Source organism: Kribbella polygonati, assembly GCF_050320105.1.
Taxonomy (GTDB): Bacteria; Actinomycetota; Actinomycetes; order Propionibacteriales; family Kribbellaceae; genus Kribbella.
The window spans coordinates 4,152,585-4,177,707 of record NZ_CP190129.1; the positions used below are offsets into that span (position 1 = coordinate 4,152,585).

The following is a 25,123-nucleotide window of genomic DNA, read 5'->3' on the forward strand; positions in this document are numbered from 1 at the left end:
GCCAACTGAGGACCAGCTGAGTCACAGCTCCCGCAGCTCCTCCACCGCGGGTCTCGTCGACCGCTGTGCGCTGGCCAGTGCACCGACGGCGATCGCCGCCACCGCGACCACCAGCGTCGCCGACAGGTACGGCCAGGGCACCGCCGCCGTCGACGGTGGCGGGTCGAACACCCCGGTCAGCACCTTGATCAGCATTCCCGACAAACCCCACGCCACCAGCGCTCCGCCGGCCAGGCCACCGATCGTCACCGCCAGCGCCTCGCTCAGCACCAGCCCGCGCAACTGCGCTCGTCGGGCGCCGAGCACGGTCGCGATCGCGAACGTACGACGCCGTTCGGCCAGCCCGAGCGCCAGCACCAGACCGCCCGCGCCGGCCGCGATCAGGACGGCGAACGCCAGCTCGAACCGGGTCAGCCCAGCCAGATCGACCGACGTCAGGCTGGACCCGACCTGCGCCCGGACCTGGGTCAGATCCGTGACCTTTGCGGAGTCGCCGAGCGTGCCGCGTACGGCGTCCGCCACCGCGGCCTGGTTCTTGCCGCCGGTGTCCAGCAGGAACGACCCGATCGCGTCGCTCCCGGTAGCCTTCGCGACGTACGCCGCGTTCGCGACGAAGAAGCTGTCCCGCGGCGCGGTCGGGAACTCCTTCACGATGCCGGCGTAGTGGAACGCGACCGTCGTGAAGCCCTTCGTCCGGCTGTCCTGCAGCCGCAGGCGGATCAGGTCGCCCGGCGACAGCTGGAAGTCCTTCACGGTCTCGTCGCTGACCAGGATCGAGTCCGGCCGCTGCGCCAGCTTCTGCAGCAGCGCGTGCGCCGTACCGCCGACGAAGTACGCGTCCTGCAACGCGGTCGACGCGGCGATCGTCTCGGGCCGTACGCCGTAGAAGTCCTGCAGGTCCGACCCGACGTACGCGAGCCGGTGCTGCAACGGTTCCACCCGCCGTACGCCGGGAATCGCGGCCAGCGAGGCGCCCGCGGAGGGGCCGGCGACGACGCCCGGCGACTCGGTGACGGTGACGTCCGCGCCGTTGGTCAGCTGCGCATCCGCCTCCGCCTGCTGGCGGTACGTCGCGTTGAACGTCGCCGTCGACACCGCGAACGAGATCGCCAGCGCGAGCAGTACGACGGACCGCACCAGTGGCGTGCGCTGTCGCGACATGCTCGCGGCGGTCGTCCGTGCGAGCCGTCCTGTCAGCGGTCGCACCAACACCGTCAATACCCCGCGCCCATGCGCCAAGGCCAGCCAGGCAAGCCGCCACAGCAGCAACGCGCCGCCGAGCCACAACAGCGCCGGGCCGAAGAACGCCCAGTACGACACCGAGATCTGCGGCACGCCTTCGGGCGCGAGCACGAGCGAGTAGTTGTTGCTGCTCGACGCGCGGAACACCAGCAGCGACACGACCAGGCAGCTGACATCGAGCCCGAGCCGCATCCACAACGGGCTGCGCGTCCGTTCGACCTGGCGGCGTGCGGCGACCACGCTGCTGCCCCGCAGATCGCGGACCGCGGGCAGCAGCACCGTCAGTCCCGCGATCACCAGCCCGGCGCCGAACGCGATCCCGAACCAGGACAGCGAGGCCCCGGCGCCGAACGACGTACTGCCGAACGCGATCCGTCCGACGGCCGCCGCCACAACCACTCCCAGAACGCCGCCTGCCACTCCGACCAGGACGGCCTCCACGGCCGCCAGCCCGACGACCCGGCGGACGCCGAAGCCGCGGACCCGCAACAGCGCCTGCTCGCGCCGCCTCCGGACAGCTCCGGAGCCGGCCACCGCCGCTGTCAGCAGAGCGGCCAGCACAGCGCCCGGAAGTCCGAGACACAGGAACAGGATCTGCGCGTACGCCGCGTCGCTCCGGGCCGCGTCCAGCGCCGCCGCGAGGTTGTCCCCCACCACGGCAGACCCCGCCGACGCCGCCTCCAGGTTGTGGGCCGCGCCAACGACCGTCGTGTACGCGGCCGCCGGTGCGTGCGGCAGGGGCGCCGTACGGTTCGCATGGATCTGGGTCGTGATCGCCTGCGGATCCACGGCGGCGACCGGGCCCATCAGCTGCGCGAAACGGCCGGCAGGCAGCAGTACGACGTTGTCGGGTGGTGCGGACGGCTGCGACTGCGGCGGCGCGCCCACCTTCTGGAACAGCGAGTCGGCCTGCGGCAGGTCGATCACGCCGTCCACCGTGACCGGCACCGGCGGCAGTCCGGGGCGGCCGATCCGGATCGTGTCGCCGGGCGCCGCGTGCAGGTTCGCCGCGGTCTGCTGGGCCAGCAGTACGCCGTCCGACCGCCCGGTCAGCTGCCGTACCTCACCCGGGAACGCGGCGCGGTAGTCCTTCGGGATCCCCAGTACGACGCCCGGTCCGGTGGACTGCGACGAGCCGCCGGTGGTGGCCTGGAATCCCGTCGTACGGCCGAACTGGACCGGCAGCGCGGTGCTGATTCCCGGTGCCTGCCGGACCGCGGCCAGGACCGCCGCCGGATCGCCGCCGGGCTGGACCTCGACCTGCCAGTCGACCGCGACCGTCGCCACCGCGCGCGCTGTCATCGTCGCCTTCGAAGCGGTCAGGAACGCGCCGATCGCGGCGATCAACGCCACCGACAGGCCGACGCCTGCCGCGGTCGCCAGCAACCGCCACGCCCGGTGCCGAACCAGGCCACGCAACCAGAGCATCATCACCGGACACCTTCCGTCGCCGGCACGAGCAGCCGGCCGTCGTTCATCTGCCATTGCTCGTCGAGACGCCCGGCAACCACTGGATCGTGCGTCGTCACGACCAGCGCGGCGCCGGTCTCGACGGCGGCCGCCAGCAGTACGTCGAGAACGTGCGCACCGGTGTCCGCGTCGAGCTGACCCGTCGGCTCGTCGGCGAGCACGAGCCGCGGCCGGAGCGCGATCGCCCGCGCGATCGCCACCCGCTGGGCCTGCCCCCCGGACAACGTGTCGGCGAGCTGCCCGGCCAGGCCCGCGACTCCGACCGTCGCCATCGCCGCGGTCGCGCGGCGATCTGCCTCGGCCTCGTCCGTGCCCGTGAGTACGGCGGCCAGGCTCACGTTCTCGGAAACGGTCAACGCCGGCAGCAGACTCGGACCCTGAAAGACGACGGCGATGTCGCGGGCGCCCAGCTCCGGCCGTTCCACTGTGCCGTCCGTCGGTGTCTCGAGGCCGGCCAGCAGGTGCAGCAGCGTCGACTTGCCGGAGCCGGACGAGCCGGTGATCGCGATCCGCGCACCCGGCTCAACCGCGCAGGTGCAGCCGTGCACCGCGACCACCGCCTGGTCGCCCCGTCCGAAGGTCCGGGCGACGTCCGTACAGCGAACGAGCGTCATGCCGCGATCCTCCCGTCGGCCAAGACGATCACCCGATCGGCGATCGCGGTCACCGCCGGACTGTGCGTCACCAGCAGCACCCCGCGGCCGTCGCGGGCCCGCGCCCGGATCAGGTCCAGTACGACCTGTTCGGTCCGCCCGTCGAGCTCCCCGGTCGGCTCGTCGGCCAGCAACACGTCAGGATCGTTGCTCAACGCAACCGCCAGTCCCGCCCGCGCCAGCTCCCCACCGGACAACTCCCGCGGCAACGCCCCCGCCCGCTCCCTGAGCCCAACCCACTCGAGCAACTCCTCAGCACGCAACCGCTCACCCTGCCGTCCACCCTCCCCGGCCTGGACCAGGTGGATGTTTGCCCGCACCGTCAGGTGCGTGAGGAGATTGCCGGACTGCAGCAGCACACCAAGGCGACGCCGCCGGATCCGCGCCCGCTCGGCTTCCGGCCGGTGGCTGATCCGTTCGCCGCCGAGCGTCACCGCGCCGCCGTCCGGCTCGTCCAGCCCGGCCAGACACGCAAGCAACGTGGACTTGCCAGAGCCGGAAGGCCCGACCACCGCCACCACCTCACCCCGCGCAACCCGCAGGCTGACACCGCGCAACGCCAGCGTCTCCTCGTCCCCCGACCGGTAGAACCGGTACAGGTCGTCGCACCACAACACGTCGTCGCCGTCCATCACGCCCACCGGAACGAGTCGGAGACGGTCTTCCACGGATCGACGTTGTCGGCGTTCACCGGCCCGATCAGCGTCAGCGCGACCTGCTTGCCCCCGCGGTAGAAGAGGTACCGCTCGAAGGCGTCGCGCACGACCTTCCCGGTCACCGGATCCTGCGCCGAGTCCCCCTGGTACGTGACCAGCACGACCTTTCCGGCAGCCCGGCTGACCTCGCTGACCTTCCCCATCGCGAACCGCGGCACGCTCCGCCCGAGCTCCGCGGCCACAGCGGTCGCCGCGGTCCCGACGGTCGGCGCGGCGGACGTCGCCGACGGCGTGACCTCGACCCGGTTCAGCTTGTCGGTGAACGATGTCGTGGTACCGGTGACTGTGCGCGCCCAGCCCTCCGGCACCTTCACCGAGAAGCCGGCGCCCTGGAACGCGACGAACGCCTGGTTGTCCGGGATGTCGCCCGGCGGATTCGACTCGGTCGCCACCGGCTGCGACGGCTGGGGCGACGGTGTGGAAGCACTGGAGGGCGGCGCGGCGGACGAGGACTGCACCGGCGACGGCACGGCAGCGCCGCCACCACCGCAGGCCGTCAGCAGTACGGCGGCACCGAGGCAAAGCGCGAGGATCTTCATACCGTCGACGCTAGGAATCGACGGGTAAACGCTCGCGCCGGCCGAGGTTAGAGGACGGCAAAACCTTCCGCCGGACGGGCTTCCGCGCCCGCATGATGGTTCCATGCGGCGTCGTGTCGTCCGGGTCGCGCTCGCGGCCGCCCTGGTCTCGCTGGTCCTGGTGGCGGTCCCGCTGGCGATCGGCATCCGGATCTCGTTCCTCGCCGACGAACGCGCCGAGCTCGAACGCTCGGCGCTGGCCGCCGCGGTCCAGGTCGGCCCGGACTTCACTGCCGGCGACCCGGTCGAGCTTCCCCGCCCCGCGACGGACGGGCAGCTCGCGGTGTACGACCGTACGCTCCGGCTGCGCGCCGGCACCGGACCCCAATCCGCCGACGACACCACCCGCGCCGGTCTGGCCGGCCACGTCGTCCAGGGCTCGTACGCCGGCTCGCTCGTCGTCGCCGTACCGGTCGCCTCGTCCGAGCACGTGATCGGCGTGGTCCGGGCCTCCTCGCCGATGAGCGCGGTGTGGACCCGGATCGTGCTGGCCTGGCTCGCCGTACTCGGAGGTGCCGTCGTCGCCTTGCTGATCGGGATCGCGGTCGCGACCTGGCAGGCCAGACGCCTGAGCGCCCCACTCGAGTCCCTGGCCCGGACCGCCGACGCCGTGACCGCCGGAGACCTCTCCGCCCGCGCGAACCCGACCGGTATCGCCGAGGTGGACGCCCTCGCCAACGCCCAGAACGCCATGGTGGACAGGCTTTCGCGGATCCTGGACCACGCCCGCCGGTTCGCCACCGACGCGGCCCATCAACTGCGTACGCCGTTGGCCGGCCTCCGCCTCACCCTCGAAACCGCCGACACGGACCCGGCCGCCGACCCCCGCCTGGCGGTCGCCGACGCCCTCCGCCAGACCGACAGCCTCCAGAACACCGTGCAGGACGTCCTCGAACTCTCCCGCCTCCCCGCCGACGGCCCCCGCGGCGCCCTCGTCCCGATCGCCGCCCTCTTCGCCGAGACCGAACACCGCTGGCACGGCCTGCTCGCCGACACCGGCCGCCGCCTCGTCCTCACCGTCGAGCCGCCGGTCGGCGAACGCCTCGTACCGCTGGCGACCTGCCGCCAGATCCTCGACGTCCTCATCGACAACGCCCACACCCACGGCCAGGGCACCGTCCGCGTCACCGCCCTCGACGTGCTCGACACCACCGCCGTCGACGTCGAGGACGAGGGCAGTCTCACCACCCCTGCCCCCGCCCTCTTCCACCGCGGCACTCACATCGGCCTCTCCCTGGCCCGCACCCTCACCGAGTCAGCCGGCGGCCGCCTGACCCTCGCCGATCCGTCCCCGACCCGCTTCCGCCTGCTGCTCCCCAACGACTGAAAATTTCGCTGGGCCTGCTCGGTATTGCCGGGGTTCCGCCTTCCTGGGCAAGGTTTCAGGGCTCTTTCGGTGGACTTCGAGGAGGCCTGAGGAATGACACTGGACATCACTCGGCGGCGGCTGTTGCAGGCTGCCGGTGCGACTGTTGCCGCCGGCTACGTCACGACCGAGGCGGGGATCGCGTCCGCTGTGACCGTACCGCCGGCGTTGGTCACGTATGCGGTACCGGACGGGATCCCGCGGGGGTCGACGTTCGAGGTGGAGGTGCGGGCCGGGGGCGGGCGGTGGACGCCGGTCGCGACGTACTCGGTGGATCTGAAGCTGATCGACGCGCAGACCGGGGCGGGGCAGATTCTCAAGTCGTCGTTGGCGTACTTCGACTTCGCCGGCTCCGTGCAGGTCCGCGTCAGGTACACGAAGGGCCGGATCCGGACCGCGCGGATCCGGCCCTTGTCGTACGGGATGACGCCGTACGTCGAGCACGGGGACACGCTGGTGTTCACGCTGGATCGGCCGCGGAAGCTCGTCGTCGAGGTGAACGGGGAGATCTTCGACTGCCTGCACCTGCTGGCGCGGGCTGTCGAGACCGACGCGCCGAGCCCCGACGACCCGGACGTCATCTACTACGGACCCGGCGTGCACACCACGGCGAGCGGCACGGTCGAGGTGCCGGACGGCAAGACCGTGTATCTGGCCGGTGGCGCCGTACTCAAGGCCTCGGTCAACTTCACCGGAACCACGAACGGCGCGCTGGTCGGACGCGGGCTGATCTACGGCACCAGTGGTGGCGGCTGCACGATGGTGAAGGCCAAGCACATCCGCGTCGACGGCATCACGATGCTGAACCTCAGGACCGGGTACGCGATCACCGCCGGCGAGTCCGAGCAGGTGGCGATCACCGACTTCGGGTACTTCAGCGCCGGGCAGTGGGGTGACGGCATCGATCTGTTCTCGAGCAGCGACGTACTGATCGACAACTCGTTCCTGCGCTGCTCCGACGACTGCGTCGCGATCTACGGGCACCGCTGGGACTACTACGGCGACACCCGCAACGTCACGATCCGCAACACCAGCCTCTGGGCGGACGTCGCGCACCCCGTCAACATCGGTACGCACGGAAACACCGACGCCCCGGAGCTGATCGAGAACCTGACCATCAGCAATGTCGACATCCTCGACCACCGCGAGCCGCAGAAGTGGTACCAGGGCGCGATCGCGCTGAACCCGGGCGACAGCAACCTGGTCCGGAACGTGCGGATCGACAACGTCCGGGTGGAGGACTTCCGCTGGGGACAGTTCCTGCACCTGCGGGTGGCGTACAACAAGTCGTACAACACCTCGGTCGGCCGCGGCATCGACGGCGTCTACGTCAAGGACCTCACGTACACCGGGCAGCACGCGCAGACCGCGATGATGCTCGGGTACGACGCCGCGCACGGCATCAACGACGTCACCTTCCAGAACCTGGTGCTGAACGGCACCGTGATGGCGTCGACGATGCGCAAGCCGGGCTGGTTCACGGTCGCCGACATGGCGAACATGCACGTCAACGAGCACGTGACGAACCTCCGCTGGCTCGACGCCGCCACCGCGCCGACCACGGCACCGCCCGTCGTCACCACCCCCGGCACCGCGGACCTCGTCGCCGGCGCCCCGGTCGTACTGACGATCAGCGCCACCGGCTACCCGACCGGCTTCGCCGCCGCCGGTCTGCCGCCCGGCCTGATTGCCGACGAATCTACGGGCGTCATCACCGGTACGCCGGCCGCCGGCACGTACGACGTCACGCTGACCGTCACGAACGTGGCCGGCAGCACCACCAAGAACCTCATCCTCACCGTGAAGTAGCACCCTCAACCGCCCCAAGGAGCAGGATGAAACGACGCACACTGTTCAAGACCGCCGGAGGCGCGGCCGCGGCCGCCGTCGGCGTCACCACCCTCGCCCGGACCGCCGACGCCGCTCCGGCCACCTTCACCCATCCCGGAGCACTGCACAACTGGGGTGACCTCAACCGGGCCAAGGTCAGGGTTGCCGCCGGCAACGACCCGTGGCTGTCCGGCCGGAACCGGCTCACCGCCAACGGGCACGCCCAGTCGACCTGGCAGCCCAACCCGCAGGCCACGATCATCCGTGGCGGCACCGGCGAGAACTACGGGATCCTCTACAACGACATCCACGCCGCCTACCAGAACGCGCTGCGCTGGCACGTCCAGGGCACCACGGCGAACGGCGACTGCGCGCGGAACATCCTCAACGCGTGGTCCGCCACGCTCACCAGCGTCAGCGGCAACGCAGACCGGTTCCTGGCGGCCGGCATCTACGGGTACCAGTTCGCGAACGTCGCGGAGCTGATGCGGGACTACCCGGGCTTCGACCTGGCCCGGTTCAAGACCATGATGCTGAACGTCTTCTACCCGATGAACAACTCGTTCCTCACCAACCACAACGACGCCTGTATCACGAACTACTGGGCCAACTGGGACCTGTGCAGCATGAACTCGGTGCTTGCCATCGGCATCCTCTGCGACGACGCCGCGAAGTACGACCAGGCCGTCAACTACTTCAAGAACGGCGCCGGCAACGGCTCGATCGCGCACGCGGTGCCGTTCGTGTACGACGACCAGGGCCTCGCGCAGTGGCAGGAGTCCGGCCGCGACCAGGGTCACACGATGATGGGCATGGGCCAGATGGGCGCGTTCTGCGAGATGGCCTGGAACCAGGGCGACGACCTGTACGGGTACGACAACAACCGCTTCCTGAAGGCCGCGCAGTACGTCGCGAAGTACAACCTGGGCGAGGACGTGCCGTTCACGAAGTACACCTGGGGAACCGGGCAGAACTGCGCGTACCAGGAGCACACGGTGATCTCCAGCGCGAGCCGCGGGCAGCTGCGGCCGGTCTGGGAGATCCTGCACTACCACTACACGCGCCGCAAGAACCTCTCGGTGCCGTACATCTCGGCGATGGCCGCCCAGGTCCGTCCCGAGGGCGGCGGCGGCGACTACGGCTCGACCAGCGGCGGGTTCGACCAGACGGGCTTCGGAACGCTCGCCTACGCCAAGTAGAACCAGCAGTGGCCCGGCCGATCACGGCCGGGCCACTGTTCTGTCTCACGCCAAGGACACGTTGTCGAAGACCGCGGTGCTCAGCACGAACGGGTCTCCCGAGACGACCGCGAGACCGGCGTAGTACGGCGCCGCACCGAACGTCGGGATCTCCCCCGGTACGCCGACCGCCGACCACGTCACGCCGTCCGCAGACACCTCGGCCGCAAAGACGTTCCCGGTACGCCGCAGCCGCAGCCAAGTCGCCGTACCGCTGCCGGTCGTGGTCACCAGGCCGGTCGCGACCCGCAGCCGCTGGACGAACTGCGGCGTACCGCCGGCGTCCAGCACCACCCCGGACAGCTGGTCGAACGGCGACAGCGACTTGGCCATCAGCAAGCCCAGGCGACCCGGCCCCTGACGGCTCACCAGCCGCGCCGTCAGCGTCGCGTCGCCGGACACCGGGAGCCGGGCGAACTGCGCGGTCATCCCCTGCCCGATCACGTTCAGGTCGGAGCCGGCGCCGCGGACGGTGAAGCGGCCGTCGTAGCTGGTGATCCCGGGCGTCCGGATCGCGACGGCGCTGAAGCTGCCGAGCTGACGCTCGTCCAGCACGTAGTCGCCGATGTCGCCGTACTGCCACGGCGCCGGCGGCGGGGTGGTGATCGTCAGCGTCAGCTCGGCTTCGCAGACCCCGGCACCGTTGCGCGCGGAGACCTTCAGCCGCACCGTGCCCGCACGACGCGGCACACCGCTGATCACGCCGGTCGTCCGGTCCACGACCAAGCCGTCCGGCAGACCCCGCACGGCGAAGCTGACCGGATTGTTGCTCGCCGCAACGCGATAGCGGAAGTCCGCACCGACGTTGGCGTACGCGATGGTCGCACTGGTGATCGCTGGAGCGACTGCGAGAGGCATGGTCAGCGTGAGCTTGGGCGAGTCCGGACCGCTCCCCGCGGCGTTGGTCTTCGCCACCACGTAGTCGTACGTCTGCCCCGGCACCGCCGACACGTCCCGGTGCCGCGTCTCCACCCCGAACCCGACCGCCTGCACCCCCGTCGCAATCACGCGATAAGCCCCACCACCCTGCCGCCGCTTCACGGTGTACGTCGCCGCAACATCCAGGTCGGACCACGCCAGCTGACCGTCCACAGCCCGCAAGTCACCCACCACAGGTCCGGGCTTGGCCCCCACAAGATCTCCAACAGTCACGTTGTCGAACGCCGCCGTGGTCGACTCGGCGTACGGCTGGTCGACGCCGAGCGCCGAGCAGACCGCCAGGCCGGCGTACACGTCCCGGCCCAGGTTCACGCGGGACGACCCGACCTGCGTCCACGTGCTCCCGTCCGGCGAGATCAGCCCGGTGAGCGTGTCGCCGCGGCGGATCAGCCGGACCCAGTACGGCCGGCGCAGGCGGTACCCGTCGCTCGCGGCCTCGACGTACGGCGGTGGGAGCGGGGTCGCGGAGTCCGGCAGGGTGCCGAGGTTCGAGATCGGGAAGCCTGCCGCGGTTGTGATGCACTCCTGCTGCGTCGGCGGTACGACGGTGCTCCCGGTCGCCGAGGTGCCGCCGCCCGACCGCACCGTCCACACCCCGCTCCAGGTGTGCAGCGGCAGCCCCTTGATCAGCATCGACGCATGTGCCGACGAGGCCGACAGGCTCTGCCGCAGCATCACGCCGACGGTCGCGTACTGCGAACTCACCGGATACACCACCCGCGCCGTAATCACCCCGTCGCCTCGCAGCGGCACGTACACGAACCGGAAGCTGTCCTCCGTCCCGCCGATCTCCACCCCACCCGCCTCGACGGTGAACGTCTCCCCGTCGTACGCCGTAGCGCCCGGTACCGCCACCCGCCCGACGTCACGGCTCTGCCAGGGATCGACCCGTGCCACCGTCACCGGCAACGACAGCGCGCTCGCACCGACCGCGTTCACGGCCCGCACCTGATACGACCCGTGCGAGGACCGGTCCATCCACGACGTGGATCGGATGCCCGAAGCAACAACCTTGCCGTCGCGGACGATCGTGTAGCTGCTCGCCGCCGCCCCGCTCGGAGGCTCGACCGACCCCGCCCAACTCACCACGACTCCGCCGTCGGTAGCCCGAGCCGTCAACCCACCAGGCGTGCCAGGCGGCGACGCCAGAGCCGCGGCGCCAGGCTCGCGAGCCTGCGTGAACGTCCCCCACGCCGGATGGTCGTCACTGTTGCCCTCGACCACCCGCGCCCCGGCCCGGAACAGCACCCGCTCGACGTTCGGCGCATTCAGCCCCCGCCGACTCACGTAATGCGCATAAGCCAACTCGTAGATCGGCTGGAACGCCCCACGATTGATCGGCGAGATCACCGTCTTGAGGTACTTCCCGGTCCGGTCCAGGTCCACGTCGAACGGCACCGAGTCGCCCAGGTTGTACGCCGCCGTGTACTCGAACCCGCGCAGGATCCGGTCGTCGAGGTGCCCGAACAGGTCGATCCCCTGGTTCCACGCGACCGCCGCGCAGTTCGCGAGCAGCCCGAGCGCGAGCTGCGCGTACGACTGCGACCGCCCGCTCTCCTGCCCCTGCCCGGTCGCCGACACCACGATGTGCTCGATCCGCCCGTTCCCCGCGCCGGCCACGGCGTACCGGACGGCGTCCTCCAGCATCACCCGGTCCTCGCAGAACACCGCGATCGCGAGGATCGACTGCAGCGCCGCGAGATCCCAGTTGCCGTTGGCGAACAACGCGTTCCCGGAGATCGCCGGGTACCACACCGTCCGGAACGACTCCCCGCACCGTCGGACCGCGTCCGGCGCCCACCCGTCGTACCCGCGCAGGATCTCGGCGGCGTTGACGAACTTGAACGCCTGCAGGCCGACGCCGAGCTGCCCGTCCGCGCCGGTGATCGCGGTCAGGCTGTCCGCCCAGGCGTCGAGGATGTCCCGCGCCTTGGCGGCGTACCGCGTGTCACCGGTCGCCGCCCACATCAACGCGTTCTGGTACGCCGCACCGGAGTCGCTGACCGCCTCGGCCATGTAGTTGGACGGCCCGCGCCCCCACGAGGTGATCTGCCCGACGTTCCGGATCACATAGTCGTACGACGACCTGTTGTTGGCCGCCATCGCCCGGAACCCGTCGTACACCGGGCTGATCTGCCCGGAAACGCACGTCCGCATCCGTTCCAGATCGTCGGCGTCGTGCAGCACGCCGGGATGCCTGAAGATCAACGGTGTCGCGGTCGTCGCGGCGGCGGGTCCGATCTGACTCGCCAGCGCAGCACCTCCGGAGGCGATCAGCAGGGTGCGGCGGCTGAATTCGGTCATTCGAGCTCCTCTCACGAGTGGAGGGCGGTCAACCAGCTCTCCACGAGGTTGACGAACTGCCGCGGGCGCTCGTGGTGCAGGAAGTGTCCGCAGCCGTTCCACAGCACGATTCGTGATCCGTACGGCAACGACAGCCCGATGTCCCAGGCCGCCATCGACGGGACGGATCGCAAGGTCAGCAAAGGGTGCGCGAGGCCGGCCAACCGGACGGCCGCCGCCGGACGGGCACCGAAGGCACCGGGGTCCGTGTACATGCCCGCGTAGCTGGCTGCCAGGACATGTCCCGGCGTCGCGAGCAGCTGGTCCCGGACCGCACCCGCGGGCAGTCCCAGTTGCCGGACGGCCGCGGCGGCGCCGTCACGACGCAGCGCGGCAAGGCGTTCCGCGAACGTCGCCGCCTCGGCCGCGTCCGCGCCGTACGCCGGATCCACGGCGACGACCGCCGACACCAGCTCCGGGTACTCGAGGCCCAGCTGTACGACGATCTGCCCGCCCATCGAGTGGCCGACGGCAACGACCGGGCCGGTCTGCAGCCGTTCGACAACAGCCGCCAGGTCATGCGCGTAGTCCGCCGGCCGGTACCCGTTCCGCAGTACCGGAGAGCGTCCGTGGCCGCGGAGGTCGACCGTGACGACCCGGTGCCGTCCGAAGTCCAGGCCGTCCCAGGAGCGGGCGTCGCCGCCCCAGCCGTGGACCAGCAGCAAGGGCTCGCCGGCACCGGTGTCCTGCACCCGGAGCGGCACCCCGGCTTCGACAATCGCCGTCATGGATGGCAGCATAGTTAACGTTTTCTACGCGGTGCAGGGGCAGAAAATTTCGAGCGGAACAGGAGTTCCCGCGTGGCCAGAGCGATCGCCGGGGGCCGCCCGACGGTGAAGGACGTCGCGGTCGCCGCCGGTGTCAGCGCGACCACCGTGTCGCGCGTACTCGCCGGCAACTATCCGGTCAGCGCCTCGACGCGCAAGCGCGTACTCCGGGCCGTGCAGGACCTGGACTTCGTGATCAACGCGCAGGCCCGCGCTCTGGTCGGCGGCTCGACGCGGACCGTAGCGTTCGTCGTCCGTGACCTAGTCGGCCCGCTGTTCGCGTACATCGGGCAGGGCGTCGAACAGCAGGCGACCGCCGAGGGCCGGGTCTGCCTGGTCTGCACCCATCACGGCGACGCCGACCGCGAGCTCGAGCTGATCGAGCTGATGCGCGAACAGCAGGCCGAGGCGGTCGTGCTGGTCGGCGGCGGCCTGCGTACGCCGGAACACGTCGAGCGGATGGCCCAGATCGCCCGCTCGCTGGAGCGCGTCGGATCCCGGCTGGTGCTCTGCGGCCGCCCGCCGATCGGTGCGGACGCCCCGGCGACCGTCGTCGAGTACGACAACGAGGGCGGCGCGTTCGCCGTGACGGACTACCTGATCTCGCTCGGCCATCGGCGGATCGCCTTCATCGGCGCGGCCGAACCGAACCACACCACCACCAGCGCGCGCTTCGAGGGCTTCGCCCGCGCGCATCGCACGCACGGCCTGGACGTCGACGACAGCCTGGTCGTCGGCGGCACGTTCGACCGCGAGTCCGGCTACCGGCAGACCAGGGCGCTGCTCGCCCGCGACACCGGGACGACCGCGATCCTCGGCATCACCGACATGGTCGCGAGCGGCATCCTCGCCGCACTCCGCGAGGCGGGGCTGCGGGTCCCGGAGGACATCTCGGTCGCCGGGTACGACGACATCCCGCTGAGCGCGGACCTCAGCCCGGCGCTGACCACCGTGCACATCCCCCACGAGGAGCTCGGGCGCGCCGCCGTACGGCTGGCGCTGCACCGCGACGAGTACGCGCTGGACCAGCATCTGATGCTCGGCACGCACGTGGTGATCCGGGACTCGACCGCTCCGCCCAAGGAGAACGATGCCGCCTAGGCGCAAGACCACGAACTCGCCGACCCTGGCCGATGTCGCCGCGCACGCGGGCGTCTCCCCGGCCACTGTTTCGCGCGTGCTGGCCGGCAACTACCCGGTGTCCCGGTCGGCGAACCAGCGCGTGATGCGGTCGATCCGCGAGCTCAACTACGCCGCCAACACGCACGCGCGGGCGCTGGCCGGCGTGCAGTCGAAGACGATCGCGTTCATCCTCGCCGACGTCCGCGGGCAGTCGTTCGCGGACGCTGCGCACGGCGTCGAGCAGGAGGCGTCCCGCCGCGGCTGGCTCAGCCTGATCGGCACCAGCCAGGGCGATTCGGCCCGGGAACTCGCGCTGGTCCAGCTGATGCGGGAGCAACGCGCCGGCGCGGTCATCCTGATCGGTGGCGTCACCAACGAATCCGCGGAGGACCGCGCCCGGATGACCGAGCTGGCCCGGTCGCTGCACGCGTCCGGATCACTGCTCGTCCTGTGCGGGCGCCCGGCGCTCGGCGACGACGTACCGACGGCTGTCATCGAGTACGACAACGAGCAGGGCGCGTACGCGATGACCAGCCACCTGCTGTCGCAGGGGCACCGCCGGATCCTGTTCCTGGCCGGGCCCGAGCGGCAGAGCACGAGCATGCAGCGGCTGGCGGGTCACCGCCGGGCGCTCCGCGACTTCGGCGTACCGGACGACGGGACGCTGGTCGAGCACGGCGTCTTCACCCGCGCGTCCGGCTACCAGCTGAGCAAGAACCGGCTGGTCGCGGGCCAGGACTTCACCGCGGTCTTCGCGGCCACCGACGTCGTCGCCGCCGGCGTGTACGCGGCCGCGGCCGAGTTCGGCCTCGCCGTCCCCGACGACCTCTCGGTGGTCGGGTACGACGACGTCGAGCTGGCCCAGGACCTACGGCCGCGGCTGACCACGGTGCACGTCCCGTACGAAGAGCTCGGCCGAACCGCCGCGCGGATCGCGCTGGACTCCCGGCACCAGCAGCCCGGCTGGACCGGCGACCACCGGCTCTTCACAACCCACGTGGTCGTCCGCAGCTCGGTCAGCCGGCGCGGCTGAGGTACGTCCCGTCGAGGACCGCCGCCAGTACCTCGGGGATCGAAACCCCGGAATCCACCGCCACACAAGGGATGTCGTACGCCGCGAGGTACGCCAACTGGGTGTCGGTGAATTCCACGTCGAGGCCGACGACCCCGCGCGTACCGCGGGCGAACAGCCGTTCCAGCCAGAGCCGGGGCACCGGCTCGCCGCCGTTCACCGTGGTGACGACGAGCGCCAGCCCCGGCTCCCGGGCGGCGTCGGCCAGGCCGGCGAGTACGTCGCCGGCCCGGCCGCTGCTCTGACTGGCGACCACGACGTCGACGAGCGCGGACTCCTCGCGCCGGTCGTGGTCCATCGGGTACCCGGCGCGCCGCAGTACCTCGCGCACGCGGGTCCGGGTCGCGGGTGCCACGTCCGGGTAGGCCCGCAGTACCTTCGACACCGTCGAGATCGACACACCGGCCTCGCGGGCGACCACCGCCAGCTTCCTCCGTGGGGCGGACATCGGGGTCACTGTCCCTTGAGGTACGCGTCCGCCTGCTTCTGCATCTCCGCCTGAAGGTCGTTCAGCCCTGCCTTCTCGACCGCCTTCTTCAGCGTGTCCAGCCCCTTGTCGACGTCGACCGCGCCGATCCACAGCGGGTTGCCGTACTGCGTCATCGCAGCTGCGACCTGGCTGTCCTGCCGCTTCACCGGCGTCACGTCCGGGACGAACGACGCGTACGGGTCGAGGGTGAAGTTGTCGTAGCTCTGCGCCCACTCGAACCAGGCGTCCTCGGTCGGCGTGATGTCCTTGATCTTCAGCTCGAGCTTCTGCCGCCAGCACAGCGCGAACCCCGGGAAGCCGTACTGGGTGAGCTGCTCGAACTTGTCGGTGCCGACCGGTTTCCAGTCCTTGCCCTCGACGCCGTAGCTGATCAGGTCGTGGTTCGCCTTGATCGAGACCCAGTCCTCCAGCTGCATCGCCCGCTCGTTGCTCTGGCCCTTGACGTTCAGTACGACGAAGTTGTCCGCCTGGAACGTCTGGTTCGGCTTCGCGGCCTTCCCACCACGCAGCGGTACGACGTTCGCGATCTGCGCGGCCGGTACCGCCTTGCGCAGCGGGGCCAGCGACTGTGAGGAGAGGCCGTCCGTCATCGCCCACCGGGTCGCGATGCGGCCGGCCTCGAACTGCGACCCGATCGTGCTCGAGTCGACGTTCAGCGCGTCCTTGTTGATGATGCCGTCCAGGTAGTACTGACGGACCTTGCGGAGCGCATCCAGTACGCCGGGCGCCTCCCAGAACGGGATCGGGTGCGCCGAACCGGTGCTCTTGCCGTCCTGCGCCAGGAAGAACGGGAACGAGCCGCCGCTGAAGGTCTGCACGCTGACGTGCGGGTTCTCCCAGTCATGCTGGTTCAGCCAGCCGACCGGCGCGAACGCGACCAGCAGCTTCGGCATGTTCGAGGAGATCCCGACCGGCGTGATCTTCGCCTTCTGCTTGACGTCGTACCAGTACTTCTCCAGCTGGTCGAACGTCGTGATGTCGCCGAGCCCGTACTGCTCGGCGAGGTCCTGGCGGACCGTGAAGTGGTGGAACCGGGCGGCCGAGTTCACCTGTGGGATCCCGTACAGCTTGCCGGACCACTTGTTCTGCTCGAGCAGCTGCGGAGCCAGGTTCTTGCTCAGGTTCGGGTACTTCGGGATCAGGTCGTCGACCGGGACCAGCGACTTGCTCGCGACCAGCTGGATCATGTTCAGCCAGCGGGCCTGCAGTGCGGTGTCGAACGTCTCGCCGGCGGTGAACTTGAGCAGCGTCTGCTGCTGGTAGTTCGACCACGCGGTGAACTGCGGCGCGATCGTGAAGCCCAGGTCCTTCTTGAGCTTCTCGTTGACCTTGGCGAGTACTGCGTCCCAGCCGGCCGGGGCGTCGCCGGGGAGCAGCAGTGCGAGGGTGTCGGCGGACTTGCCGGAACCGCCGGTCGACGATCCGCCGCAGGCGCTGAGGCCGAACGCGGCTGCGAGGGACAGGCCGCCGCCGGCGGCCAAGAAGCCGCGCCTGCTGAGGCCGGCTGGGGGTGTGGCGGGCACGATGCCTCCTGATGATTACGGGCGTCAGCCTTTGGTGGCGCCCAGCGTGATGCCTTTGACGAAATAGCGCTGCGCGAACGGGTACGCGAGCAGGATCGGGCCGATGGTGACGACCGTGAGCGCGAGCCGGAGCTGGTAGACCGGCGTCGTCTGCTGGGCCGCTGTCGGCAGCATCTGCGAGAACGACACGTTCGAGATCAGGTTCTGCAGCAACAGCGGGAGTGGGTACTTGTGCACGTCGGACATGAACAGCAGCGCGGTGAACCACTCGTTCCAGTAGTGCACCGCGTAGAACAGGCCGACGACGGCCAGGATCGGCTTGGACAACGGCAGCCCGATCCGGAAGAAGATCGCCATCTCGCCGGCGCCGTCGACCCGGGCCGAGTCGAGGATCTCCTCGGGCAGCTGGCGGAACGCCGACACCTGGATGAACACCAGGAAAGGGGCCACCAGCAACGGCAGGATCACCGCGAAGTAGCTGTTCTGCAGTTTCAGGTACTGCGTGACCAGCAGGTAGAGCGGGACGAGTCCGCCGCTGAACAGCATCGGGATGTACGCGAAGACCGCGAGCGGCCGGCTGACGTACGGGAGCCGGCGGGCGATCACCCAGCTCAGGCCGGACGTGAAGCTCAGCGCGAGCGCCGTACCGACGAGCGTGATGAACACGCTGGCGACGTACGCACTGACCAGGGTCGGGCCGGTGAAGATGAGCTTGTAGGCGGCTGTCGAGAACGGGTGCGGGATGAGGCTGTAGCCCTTCACCGCAAGGGTTTGCTCGTCGGTGAACGAGCCGGACAAGATCACCCAGAACGGGATCAGGCACGCGATCATGAACAGACCGACACCGACGATGCTGATCAGGGTGAACGGCTCCAGGCCGCCGGTCCTGCGGGTCTTCGCCCGGGCAGCCGGCTTCGCGAGGGTCATCGTGGTCACAGCAGGCTCGTCTCCTTGGAGTACCGGCGCTGGATGAGCACCGCGGCCGACACCAGCACGAAACCGACCACCGACTGGAACAGGCCGATCGCGGCGGTGGTGCCGAAGTCGCCGATCTGACGCAGCGACCGGAACACGTAGGTGTCGATCACGTCGGTGGTCGGGAACAGCGTCCCGTTGTCGCCGACGATCGCGTAGATCGTGCCGAAGTCGCCGTAGAAGATCCGGCCGACACCCAGCACCAGCAGCACCGCGGCCGTCGGCTTGAGCAGTGGAAGGGTGATGCGGAGCGCCATCTGCGCGCGGCTCGCGCCGTCGATCTGGCCGGCCTCGTAGACGTCCTCCGGGATCGAGGTGATCGCGGCCAGGAAGATCACGCTCATGTAGCCGCCGAGCTGCCAGACCTTGACGAACGTGAGGATCCACGGCCACGGGCCGGGCTCGGTGTACCAGCTGACCGTCGGCAGCCCGAACCCGGCGAGCGCGTCGTTGACGACCCCACCGGAGCCGTTCGGCCCGGACAGCAGCACTTGCAGCATGATCGCGATCACGACCGGCGAGACGAAGTACGGGAAGAAGATCGTCGACTGCGCCGCGCGCTTGAAGAACCGGCCGCGGATCTCGTTCAGCATGAGCGCGAGCGTCACGCCGGCCGCCAGGGTCGCCGCCAGGAACAGGACGTTCAGCACGATCGTGTTGAGCAGGATCCGCTGGGCGTCGCCGGAGCTGAAGAAGTACCGGAAGTTCGCCAGGCCGTTCCAGGGGCTGCCGAAGATGCCCTTGCTGATGTCGAACTCCTTGAACGCCACCACCAGACCGGCCAGCGGGGCGTAGCTGAACACCAGGAAGAACACCACGGCGGGGACGGCCAGCACCCCCAGCCAGAGGCCTGAGCGGACGGTTCGGTTGGTCATGTCGTGGAGCTCCTTTGGAAAGCGCTTTCTATCTGCCGTGAAGGTAGCGCTGCGGATTTTGGCTGTCAAGGCCGAGGATCCGGACGGCAAACGTTGTCTTTGTGGTCAGGCGGCGCGGTCAAGATCTGTCGCGGTGATGCCGAAGCGCAGGGGTTCGCCGTTCAGCAGGCGCTCGAGTTCGCCGGTAACGCAACCGCCGAGACGGGCGAGTTCGTTGCCGTGCGAGCCGGCGATGTGCGGCGTGACGAAGGCGTTCGGGAGCGTGAAGAGCGGCGAGTCCGCGGGCAGCGGCTCGGGGTCGGTGACGTCGAGTACGGCGCTGATCCGGCCGGAGCTCAGCTCGTCGATCAGCGCCTCGGTGTCGACGATCGGACCGCGGGCGGTGTTGATCAGCGTCGTACCGTCCCGGAGCAGGGCCAGCTCCGCGGAGCCGAGCATTTGCTGGGTTTCCGCGGTCATCGGGGCGTGCACGCTGACGATGTCGCTGGTCCTCAGCAGGGTCTCGAGGTCAACCGACGGGACGTCGGTGGCGTACGGGTCGTACACCTGGACGTGGAACCCGAACGGCCGTAGCAGGTCGAGCACCTGGCGGCCGATCCGGGAGGCGCCGATCAGTCCGACCGTACGGCCGTGGTTGCCGACGCCGGGGTGGATGTAGCCGAGCTCGAACGTGCGCTCGCGCCGGTACCGTTCACGCAGGTCGAAGGCGCCTTTGCCGGCCAGCAGGATCGCGCCGAGGGTGAACTCCGCGACCGGTACGGCGTTCGCGTCCGCGGCCGACGAGACCGCGATGCCGCGCTCCCAGACCTCGCGGCTCAGGTGTCCCTTCACGCTCCCGGCGGCATGCAGGACGGCACGCAACTTCGGCGCCGCCGCCAGGACCTGCCGGTCGACGGCGGGGCAACCCCAGCCGGTGATCAGAATTTCCACACCGGCCAGGCGATCCGGCTCGAACCGCTCGACCGGCCCCTCCAGCCGCACCAGCCTCTCGAGCCGACGCCGAACATCCGGCGGAAACAACAACGGCCAGTGCTCGACCGACAGGGCAACCAACGCCGACGGTTTCTCAGGTGACATGCGGCCAGGCTGACATAGAAAACGTTAACTATCACCAAACCAAAATTTTCGAAAACCCCCACCCGCTACCCCCCACCCGCCCCCAATGCCAAGCTCCCACCCGCCCACCACCGCACCTACCCCACCCCTGACCATCGCTGGAGAGTGTTTGATGGCTCGTATCAGATCGATCGCACTGGCTGTTGTGGCCGTGCTCCTCGCAGTTGCCTGCGTCGCGCCGGTTGCGCATGCCGCGCCTGCCGCCGATCCCCTGCCCGTGCTCACCCCGGTGCGGTCGAGTGCCGGCTTCGTGCACCCGGGGCTGGCGGTGAGTGCGTCCTCGCTCGAGCTCGCCCGTACGCAGACCCGCGCGGGCGTCGAGCCGTGGGCGTCGTACTACGCCGCGATGACCGCCACCACGTACGCCTCGAAGACGTTCAGTTCGCGCAACCAGGGCTCGGTCGTGGACCGGCCGGGGACCGCCGCGTTCAACTCGCAGGGCGTCGAGTCGAAGTTCATCGACGACGCGTTCCGCGCGTACACCCAGGCGATCCTGTACTTCGTCAACGGCGACCCGGTCTACCGCGAGAACGCCCTGAAGCTGATCCGGATCTGGGCCCACATGGACCCGAACGCGTACGTCTACTACCCCGACGCGCACATCCACAGCGGCGCCCCGCTGATGCGGATGCTCGCGGCCGCCGAGATCCTGCGGTACTCGTCCGTCACCGCACCCGCCGCCGACGGCTACGACCTGACCTGGACCGACGGCGACACCGCGGACCTCACCGGCAACCTCATCGTGCCGCTCACCCAGACGTTCCTGTACCGGAACCGCAACTTCATGGGCCAGCACAGCTACTCGCTGATCGGCGCGATCGCCGGCTACGTGTTCACCGACAACCTGCCGCGCTACCGCGAGGCCGTCGAGTGGTTCTCGGTGAACTCGACGAACCCCGACGACGACACCAACGGCGCACTCAGCAAGGTGATGCCGGTGATCTCCAAGGACGACCCGCGGAACCCGTACCACAAGACGTTCGTCCAGCTGCAGGAAATGGGCCGCGACCAGGCGCACGCCTGGGACGACGTGACGATGCTCACCCAGCTCGCCCGTGTCATCGACATCCAGGGCACCAGGCTCGACCCGGTCCACGGCACGGTTTCGACCGCGTCCGACGCCGTCTCGGTATACGCGTTCGGCGGCAACCGGCTGCTCCGCGGCGCCGAGCAGTTCTTCGCGTTCATGCTCGGCAAGACGATCCCGTGGATCGACACCACGCAGCGCGGCGGCGTGCTGTCCCAGGCGTACCGCGGGCGGATCTTCGACCCGACGAACGAGCTCTACACGATCTACCGGCAGCAGCTCGGCCCGGCGATCGCCACGATCGCGCCGAGCATCACCGAGGTCGCGACCAAGCAGGACTCGGGCGCCCAGTTCTACTGGGGTACGTCGCCGTACAACTTCTGGAACAGCAACCCGGACTTCAACCCGGACTCGTGGCTGTCCTTCCCGGCCGCGGTCGCGGGCGCGGCGCCCCCGGTGCAGCACGACGCTCTGGTGCAGGCAGAGACGCGGAGCACGCCACTCACCCCCGGTACGTCGGTGGGCGACGGCTACGTCCGGATGCGCCCGCTCCCCGGCGGTACGACGATCGCCGTACGGACGATGCTGTACGACAACCGCGACGGGTACAGCCCGGTCGGCGTACGGATCCGTACGAACGGGACGGCGACGCTGCAGATCCGGAAGGAGCAGGGCCTCGCGCCGTACTACACGCTGACGCTCCCGGACACGCACGGCGCCTGGAGGTACGTCACGTACGACATGGACACGCGCAAGCTGCGCGGGAGCGCCGGCGGCGATTCGCTCGCGTACTACACGGTGACCGGGTCGCCCGCCGTCACGGTCGACGTCGACGCGATCAACCTGCAGGCGAAGACGCAGCTCACGCCGCCGCAGTTCGCCCAGGGATCCGACGTACGGCTGCTCGCGGTGGCCGGCGAGCCCTTCTCCACAACGCTTTCCGCCACCAACGCGCAGTCGTACAGCGCGACGCTTCCGGCAGGCGCCGCGCTCGACAGCAGCACCGGTACGTTGACCTGGCAGCCGACCGCGGCCCAGGTAGGTGACCACGACACGTTCGTCGTCGCGTCCAACGCGACCACGGACGCCGTACTGCGGGTGCGTCTGTCAGTCAGCGCGACCCGTCAGGACGCCATCGACGCGGCGCTGACCGGCTACGACACAAACACCACGTATGTACGAGCGTCCCAGGCAGCGGTGGACGCGGCGAAGGCGACCGCCGAGACGGCCGCCCCGAGCGCCGACCCGGCCACGTTCTCCGCCGACCTGGTCGCCTTGCAGAGCGCGGTCGCACACCTCGAGAAGCTCACGCCGACGATGAGCGACGACGGCTCCTTCGACTACTGGGGACACGCGACCTCGTCCGCGCTCTCCCAGGTTGCCCTGGGCAACATGCTCGACGGCGACTTCAACACGTACTCCGGGGACCTCCGCGCACCGGCCGTGATCGACTTCGGCATCGGCTTCCGGGTGACCGCGGACGCGTTCGGCCTGCAGGCGCGGTACAACTTCGGCAACCGGACGCAGGGCGCGAACGTGTACGGCTCGAACGACGGCCGGACCTGGACGTTGCTGACGTCGCGGGAGACCACCGACACCTCGAACGAAGGGTTCGCGCTGGAGAAGATCCCGGTGCGGGACGAGGTCAAGGGCCTCGGCTTCCGGTTCCTGAAGCTGCAGGTGGACCACCCCGGCCAGCCGACGGACCCGGCGTACCCGGGGATCTCCAGCTTCAGCGAGTTCCGGATCTACGGGCAGCGGGCGGAGATGAGTACGGCGATGAACGCGGTCTCGCTCTCCTCGTCGGACAGCGACCCGAAGCTCGCGCAGAACGGTGACACCGTGACGCTGACGATGTCGGCCACCGATCCGCTGAGCCGCGTGGAGGCGTCGATCGAAGGCCTCGCCGCCCAGGTCACGCGGACCGACGACCAGCACTGGACGGCGTCGGTCGTACTCCCCGATGACGTCGCGTACGGGCGGGCCTTGCGGTTCAGCGTCGACTACACGACCGCCGCCGGGCAGCCCGGTGCGACGATCGTCGACACCACGGACGGTACGTCGCTGGCGCTGTGGAACACGCGGGTCCGGACGGTGCCGATCCAGCAGAGCTGGGTGACCGCATCGAGCCCGGCGTTCCCCGGCGTCGGCACGCCCGAGGCCAACGGCTGGCGGATGGTTCGACGGCGACCTGACCACCTTCACCGACACCACGACCGGCACCGGCTGGGTCTCCGTCACCCCGCCGAGCGGTACGACGCTGACGTTCGACACGGTCCGCGTCCGCCCGCGCGCCAACCTCCCCGACCGCGCGAACGGCGACCTCGTCCAGGGCTCGACCGACGGCGGCACGACCTGGACGACGCTCGCCACGATCACCGGCATCACCGACGGGAACCAGTGGTACACCTTCCCACTGGCGGCCCGCGCCACCTACCCGCTGCTCCGGATCGCCGACCAGCACGGCGGATTCACCAACCTCGCCGAGGTCCAACTACTGGCCGGCTGAAACGGACCGCCATTGGTACGCCACCGTTCGTGATTGTTCCGGCGACGGTGGGCGACGGAATTGTTACCCCCAGCCGCGACGTCGTGGAATTCGCATCCTTTTTACATTGGTGTTGCCCACGAGTGCGGTTCGGGGGTAATAATCGTTGCGGTTCTTGGCGCGGCGAACTGGGGTCCGCGTCCACGGGGAGGAAACATGAGCGGGGGCTCACGCATGCCTGCCGTCACGGTGGTGGCGCTACTGCCGGCTCACAACGAGGAAGCATCGCTACCCTCCGCACTGGCCGCGTTACGCCAGCAGACAAGGCGTCCTGACCACATCATCGTGATCGCCGACAACTGCACGGACGGCACGGTCGAGGTCGCCCGCGCCCATCAGGTCGAGGTCTACGAGACCGTCGACAACCGGCACAAGAAGGCCGGCGGACTGAACCAGGTCCTCGACCTGCTGCTACCCGGCCTGACCGACGACGACGTCATTCTCGTCCAGGACGCCGACTCGTTTCTCGACCCGGGATTCATTCAGGCGGGTTTGAAGGCGTACGCCGGGAATGTCGGCGGCGTGGGTGGTGTGTTCCGCGGGCGGATCGATTCCGGAACGCGGTGGGGCCGTTTCGTGGAATGGCTGCAGGCGAACGAATACGCCCGGTACGAGCTCGACATCCGCCGGCAGCGCGGCAAGGTGCTGGTGCTCACCGGTACGGCGACGCTGCTGCGGGTCGGCGTACTGCGCGAAGTCGTCCGGGCGCGGGCCGACGGGCGGCTGCCCGGGGAGCCGCAGGTGTACGACACGCGCGTACTCACCGAGGACAACGAGTTGTCGTTCGCGCTGATGAAGCTCGGGTACATCCTGCGGTCGCCGTCCGGCTGCACGCTGACCACCGAGACGATGCAGAGCTGGCGGGCGCTCGCGAACCAGCGGGTCCGGTGGAAGCGCGGCGCGCTGGAGAACCTCTTCGACTACGGCTGGACCCGCGTCACCCGCCCGTACTGGGGCCGCCAGGCGCTCGGGGCGATCGGCGTGCTGATCACCGGCGCGTACCTGTTCTCGCTGGCGTACGGCGCCGTGCACGGGATGCGGGTGCACGGGTTCTGGCTCGGCGTGACGGTCCTGTTCATGGCCGAGCGGGTCGTCACGGTCCGCCGCCGCGGAAAGCTCGCGATGGCGGTGGCGGCGACGCTCGTCGTGGAGATGGTGTACGACATGTTCCTGCAAGGCGTGCAGGCGACCGCCTACCTGCACGCGGCCACCGGACGCGAGAGGAGGTGGTAA

18 protein-coding genes are annotated in these 25,123 nt (G+C 69.7%); 7 read left to right on the plus strand and 11 right to left on the minus strand.

Features of this window, described 5'->3' with window-relative positions; translation table 11 throughout:
• Positions 1-21: 21 nt before the first annotated feature.
• Genes ACQHIV_RS19720 through ACQHIV_RS19735 form a run of 4 tightly spaced genes read right to left on the minus strand, consistent with a single transcriptional unit; the run spans position 22 to position 4,620 of the window.
• Positions 22-2,673 carry an ABC transporter permease gene (locus ACQHIV_RS19720; protein ID WP_427896161.1) on the minus strand — a complete coding sequence of 884 codons (2,652 nt, stop codon included), beginning with the start codon at positions 2,671-2,673 and terminating at the stop codon, positions 22-24.
• Positions 2,673-3,326 (minus strand): ABC transporter ATP-binding protein, encoded by a 654-nt coding sequence (locus tag ACQHIV_RS19725; RefSeq protein ID WP_427896162.1) that lies wholly within the window; start codon positions 3,324-3,326, stop codon positions 2,673-2,675. Before ACQHIV_RS19725 ends, ACQHIV_RS19720 begins: the two co-directional genes overlap by 1 nt.
• The gene (locus ACQHIV_RS19730) at positions 3,323-4,033 is read right to left on the minus strand and encodes an ABC transporter ATP-binding protein (RefSeq protein ID WP_427896163.1); all 711 of its coding nucleotides are present in this window, start codon (positions 4,031-4,033) and stop codon (positions 3,323-3,325) included. Before ACQHIV_RS19730 ends, ACQHIV_RS19725 begins: the two co-directional genes overlap by 4 nt.
• Positions 3,997-4,620, minus strand: a complete 624-nt coding sequence (locus ACQHIV_RS19735; protein WP_427896164.1) for a hypothetical protein — start codon at positions 4,618-4,620, stop codon at positions 3,997-3,999. The genes ACQHIV_RS19730 and ACQHIV_RS19735 overlap by 37 nt, the downstream gene beginning before the upstream one ends.
• Before the next feature lie 103 nt (positions 4,621-4,723).
• Here ACQHIV_RS19735 and ACQHIV_RS19740 point away from each other — a divergent pair, with 103 nt between their 5' ends.
• From ACQHIV_RS19740 to ACQHIV_RS19750, 3 genes are all read left to right on the plus strand, one after another.
• Entirely contained in the window at positions 4,724-5,986 is a 1,263-nt protein-coding gene (locus ACQHIV_RS19740) for a histidine kinase dimerization/phospho-acceptor domain-containing protein (protein ID WP_427896165.1), read from the plus strand.
• A 93-nt stretch (positions 5,987-6,079) separates the two neighbouring features.
• Entirely contained in the window at positions 6,080-7,834 is a 1,755-nt protein-coding gene (locus ACQHIV_RS19745; RefSeq protein ID WP_427896166.1) for a putative Ig domain-containing protein, read from the plus strand.
• Positions 7,835-7,860: 26 nt separating this feature from the next.
• The gene (locus ACQHIV_RS19750) at positions 7,861-9,054 is read left to right on the plus strand and encodes an alginate lyase family protein (protein WP_427896167.1); all 1,194 of its coding nucleotides are present in this window, start codon (positions 7,861-7,863) and stop codon (positions 9,052-9,054) included.
• 45 nt (positions 9,055-9,099) lie between these two features.
• Here ACQHIV_RS19750 and ACQHIV_RS19755 read toward each other — a convergent pair whose 3' ends face one another.
• Positions 9,100-12,336: an alginate lyase family protein gene (locus ACQHIV_RS19755; RefSeq protein ID WP_427896168.1), complete on the minus strand. Its 3,237-nt coding sequence runs from the start codon at positions 12,334-12,336 to the stop codon at positions 9,100-9,102.
• 11 nt (positions 12,337-12,347) lie between these two features.
• Positions 12,348-13,103, minus strand: coding sequence for an alpha/beta fold hydrolase (locus ACQHIV_RS19760; protein WP_427896169.1), 756 nt, complete (start codon positions 13,101-13,103; stop codon positions 12,348-12,350).
• A 72-nt stretch (positions 13,104-13,175) separates the two neighbouring features.
• Here ACQHIV_RS19760 and ACQHIV_RS19765 point away from each other — a divergent pair, with 72 nt between their 5' ends.
• Both ACQHIV_RS19765 and ACQHIV_RS19770 read left to right on the plus strand, forming a co-directional pair.
• Positions 13,176-14,243 (plus strand): LacI family DNA-binding transcriptional regulator, encoded by a 1,068-nt coding sequence (locus ACQHIV_RS19765; protein WP_427896170.1) that lies wholly within the window; start codon positions 13,176-13,178, stop codon positions 14,241-14,243.
• A complete protein-coding gene (locus ACQHIV_RS19770) occupies positions 14,233-15,297 on the plus strand; it encodes a LacI family DNA-binding transcriptional regulator (protein WP_427896171.1) in 1,065 nt (354 codons plus the stop codon). The genes ACQHIV_RS19765 and ACQHIV_RS19770 overlap by 11 nt, the downstream gene beginning before the upstream one ends.
• On the opposite strand, the gene ACQHIV_RS19775 is transcribed toward ACQHIV_RS19770, so the two are convergent.
• From ACQHIV_RS19775 to ACQHIV_RS19795, 5 genes are all read right to left on the minus strand, one after another.
• Entirely contained in the window at positions 15,281-15,784 is a 504-nt protein-coding gene (locus ACQHIV_RS19775) for a LacI family DNA-binding transcriptional regulator (RefSeq protein WP_427896172.1), read from the minus strand. The two genes, ACQHIV_RS19770 and ACQHIV_RS19775, sit on opposite strands and share 17 nt — an antisense overlap.
• Before the next feature lie 5 nt (positions 15,785-15,789).
• A complete protein-coding gene (locus ACQHIV_RS19780) occupies positions 15,790-17,349 on the minus strand; it encodes an ABC transporter substrate-binding protein (protein ID WP_427896173.1) in 1,560 nt (519 codons plus the stop codon).
• 24 nt (positions 17,350-17,373) lie between these two features.
• Positions 17,374-18,285 carry a carbohydrate ABC transporter permease gene (locus ACQHIV_RS19785; RefSeq protein WP_427896174.1) on the minus strand — a complete coding sequence of 304 codons (912 nt, stop codon included), beginning with the start codon at positions 18,283-18,285 and terminating at the stop codon, positions 17,374-17,376.
• Positions 18,282-19,199, minus strand: coding sequence for an ABC transporter permease (locus ACQHIV_RS19790; RefSeq protein WP_427896175.1), 918 nt, complete (start codon positions 19,197-19,199; stop codon positions 18,282-18,284). The genes ACQHIV_RS19785 and ACQHIV_RS19790 overlap by 4 nt, the downstream gene beginning before the upstream one ends.
• Before the next feature lie 105 nt (positions 19,200-19,304).
• Positions 19,305-20,276 carry a hydroxyacid dehydrogenase gene (locus ACQHIV_RS19795; RefSeq protein WP_427896176.1) on the minus strand — a complete coding sequence of 324 codons (972 nt, stop codon included), beginning with the start codon at positions 20,274-20,276 and terminating at the stop codon, positions 19,305-19,307.
• 151 nt (positions 20,277-20,427) lie between these two features.
• On the opposite strand from ACQHIV_RS19795, the gene ACQHIV_RS19800 reads away from it, so the two are divergent.
• Together ACQHIV_RS19800 and ACQHIV_RS19805 are read left to right on the plus strand one after the other, a co-directional pair.
• A complete protein-coding gene (locus tag ACQHIV_RS19800) occupies positions 20,428-24,165 on the plus strand; it encodes a putative Ig domain-containing protein (RefSeq protein WP_427896177.1) in 3,738 nt (1,245 codons plus the stop codon).
• Complete coding sequence (locus tag ACQHIV_RS19805) at positions 24,065-25,123, plus strand: glycosyltransferase (protein WP_427896178.1); 1,059 nt, start codon at positions 24,065-24,067, stop codon at positions 25,121-25,123. The genes ACQHIV_RS19800 and ACQHIV_RS19805 overlap by 101 nt, the downstream gene beginning before the upstream one ends.